The sequence below is a fragment of the Segatella copri genome, assembly GCF_009494395.1.
Lineage (GTDB): Bacteria > Bacteroidota > Bacteroidia > Bacteroidales > Bacteroidaceae > Prevotella.
In genome coordinates, this window is the sequence record NZ_VZCB01000100.1 from 1 (window position 1) to 3,111 (window position 3,111).

Annotated in this window: 4 protein-coding genes; 1 reads left to right on the top strand and 3 read right to left on the bottom strand. The window is 44.5% G+C overall.

Annotated elements, in window-relative coordinates; all coding sequences use genetic code 11:
• A partial coding sequence (locus F7D73_RS14700; RefSeq protein ID WP_153118395.1) for a helix-turn-helix domain-containing protein occupies positions 1 to 249 on the top strand: 249 nt, incomplete at its 5' end.
• A gap of 792 nt (positions 250 to 1,041) precedes the next feature.
• On the opposite strand, the gene F7D73_RS14710 is transcribed toward F7D73_RS14700, so the two are convergent.
• The 3 genes from F7D73_RS14710 to F7D73_RS14720 all read right to left on the bottom strand — a co-directional run.
• Positions 1,042 to 1,404 carry a hypothetical protein gene (locus F7D73_RS14710; RefSeq protein ID WP_153125912.1) on the bottom strand — a complete coding sequence of 121 codons (363 nt, stop codon included), beginning with the start codon at positions 1,402 to 1,404 and terminating at the stop codon, positions 1,042 to 1,044.
• On the bottom strand, positions 1,401 to 2,612 hold the full coding sequence (locus F7D73_RS14715; RefSeq protein WP_153125914.1) for a site-specific integrase: 1,212 nt from the start codon (positions 2,610 to 2,612) through the stop codon (positions 1,401 to 1,403). The genes F7D73_RS14710 and F7D73_RS14715 overlap by 4 nt, the downstream gene beginning before the upstream one ends.
• Before the next feature lie 63 nt (positions 2,613 to 2,675).
• A partial coding sequence (locus F7D73_RS14720) for a tyrosine-type recombinase/integrase (RefSeq protein ID WP_153125916.1) occupies positions 2,676 to 3,111 on the bottom strand: 436 nt, incomplete at its 5' end.

A 3,111-nucleotide genomic window follows, 5' to 3' on the forward strand; every position in this document is an offset into this window, starting at 1 on the left:
AACCGAATGGTTGACAATTTTGAACGTGCCGTGATGAACTACCGCCCCATGCTTGACGGTGAGCGCTTCATGACGGACAAGGAGCTTTGTGCCAGGCTGCAACTGAGCCGAAGAACCCTGCAGGACTACCGAAACAACGGTGTCATCCCGTATATCCAGCTTGGCGGAAAGATACTCTACCGCGAGTCCGACATTCAGAAGATTCTGATGGCTAACTATCGTGAGGCGTACAGAATGAAGGGCTTGTAGGAGAAATACATGTCCTTGATGAGTGGGGTGAAATGAACAAGGCGACAACGTATAACTTACCGAGCGTGGTTGTTATAGGTTGTCGCCTCGTTTTATTGGCTATACCGAGTTGTTCGTGTTTGCCGGGTATCATTTGTGTTACCTGTATAAATCTAATACCATGCTAAAACACACTGCGGAGGTTCGCCCAAGTGGCTGGAGGCGCAAAGCCTCCGAGGAACATTGCTTGAAGGATTCCTATACAATTAGAAATCATCTCTCTTCATTCTTTTGCATTACATACTACTCATGCAATGCCAAAATATCAACATGCACCAAAATATTATATAGACTATGGAGATAAGAAAAAACACCTTTTTCTTCTTCGATTTTAAAAGGTGAAGTACAAATCCACTATAAATGGAAAAACAGGTATTATAAGTATTTTAAACCATCCTATAACATCATAATATGAATAAAAAAAAGTACAAGCGTATGTTGCCCAGTACAAACATATCACAAATGCCATTACAAATTTCAAAAAGACAAATGTCACTTGTTTGTTTTTTAGGTACAATAGGAAATATGCTATAGGAACAACTGTTGCAAATAGCATATCTCCTCTCCATATTATATAAAAATCCAAAAGTCTCATTTTAGTTCATTATCTCATTCCAACAATGTGTCATATTTTGTTTGACGCTATAAATTTAGAGAAATAAATTGAATAAAGCAAATAATTTTAAAGCCTTTATAAATTTTAACAAATATTAGTTTTCAAAGAATAGAGGTCATTGATGAAAAATGTAATTGCTACACCATTATATTCTTCGACCACAGGCAGACCAACTTCGGGCGGTTGGTCTGCTTTTTGATGATGGCTTGCATGATGAACTCCCGAAAGGCTCTGCTTTCAATGCTGTCAATACGGAAGGCTACCGCAATGACGAGTTCAAGGCTATACACATCATAGCTGATGCGGTCGTTCTTCATGACATGACGACGCACACCCTGCTCTTTCAGAATGCCGTCCTTGAATACAGCCTTGACAGCCTTGCGCACATAGCAGCCGAACACATTATACATGTCGGCAATCTCCTGCATGGTCATCCATACTGTATCGGTCGGCATGGATACCGTTCCGCTCTCGCTGATAGTTATAACTCCTCTGTTCATTTTCCAATAGTTTTTTCGTTCGATAATCTGTTCCTTTCTCGCTTGGCAATAAGCTTATCCATGTCATTTGAAATCTTCTGCTCCGTCACCTGCGCATAGACCTGTGTGCTTGTAATGTCTGCGTGTCCCATCATCTTGGCTATGCTGCCGATGGGAATGTCCTCGTTGAGCATCAAGACTCCGAATGTATGGCGGCTGGCGTGGAATCCCAACTTATTACTTATGCCAAGCACCATTCCAAGGGTATGCACATCAAGATAGATGTCTTTCTTCTCACCCAGTGGAAAAACAGGCTTGCTGTCGTCCGTGGTATTGTAGAGCGAGAGAATCTTCTCCGCTATCGGGTGGATGGGCACAAAGAACTCCACTCCTGTTTTCTCCCTTTTATTTCTGATATACTTTCTGCCCTCGGAGTTCTCCCCGATATGATGAGGATACAGATTCTTCACATCTATATACGATAACGAAGTGAGCGAGGCAAAAATGAAACATCTGCGTGCAAGCTCCGTTCGCTCGTCAGCCATCGGAGTAGAGAGCATCTTGATGAAGTCTGCCTTGCTGATATGGGTCATCTTCGGGGCTGCCTTCTTCTCATACCCTATCTTGGCTATGGGATTGAAGCGGATAATGCTCCTGTCCACTGCCTTGTACATCAACATGTTCAGCCAGAGAAGGCAATGGTTCACGTAGCTGTCGATACGTCCCTGGTCTCGTTTCAGGAATAGCTTGTATTCCTCCCCGAAATTCTCGTCTATGTCCTCAAAGGCGATGTCGTCCTTATCCAACGAATGGACAAAGGCTCTCAGGTTCTTCTGCCATGTCCGCTTGTGCAGAAAGGTTTGTCTGGCTTTTGAGGTTCGATACCATTCCACGATGGTATCACCAAAGTTCAGCAAGAACCTTCCTGTCGTGTCCTTGTCCTTCAACACAGCCTTCAGCATTTCCACGGTGATGATGCCATTGGTAGTAAGAAGTGAGTTGTATTTATCCTTGACCTCAGCAAGGAAACTTGCCAATCGTCCGTTGTCCCTTACGTTCCGTACCTCTCCCTTCCTGGCGTTCCACTCCTGTGGGGTACAGGATATGCCTGTGGAAATGGCTGCACTTTTGCCGTCAACGGTGATGCGGCAAAGTATGTTGGCTGTTCCGTCTGCCTTCACCTTCTGTCTGTTGATGTAAGGCAAAATTGAAAATGTACTTCTGCTCATAGTTGTTGTCCTTATAATATAATAATGTAGTTGAACTGTAAAAAGAAAAGTTGAAAGCCTTGTTCATAATGCGAGAATAAAGTCCTTCTCGGTTGCAGCGATGAACTTGTCCATGTCCTCAAACAGCTTCTTTTGGGTTACTCTCGCATACCGCTGCGTCATCTTCACATCCTTGTGACCGAGCATCTTGCAGATGGTCTCCATCGGCACACCTGCCTCCAGCGTAATGAGGCTGGCGAACGAGTGTCGTCCCGAATGGTAGGAATAGGTCTTGCTCGTTTCCGCCAACTTGCAGATGGTGATGAGATCGATACGAACACGATTCGTGCTCAGCAATGGGAAAAGGGTATCTCTTGCCCCGTCCTCGTATTTCGCCATCAGCTCCAACGCCTCGGGCAGGAGTTTCACCCTGGCAAGTGTTCCGGTCTTCTTGCGGTTATAGATGAGCCATTTGTCGCCATCCTCCAACACCTTGACATTGGCTTTCGTGATGGAAACG

Excerpts from the sequence above, each read along its gene's own strand:
- F7D73_RS14710 (WP_153125912.1), bottom strand. The coding sequence starts at position 1,404 with ATGAACAGAGGAGTTATAACTATCAGCGAGAGCGGAACGGTATCCATG.
- F7D73_RS14715 (WP_153125914.1), bottom strand. The coding sequence starts at position 2,612 with ATGAGCAGAAGTACATTTTCAATTTTGCCTTACATCAACAGACAGAAG.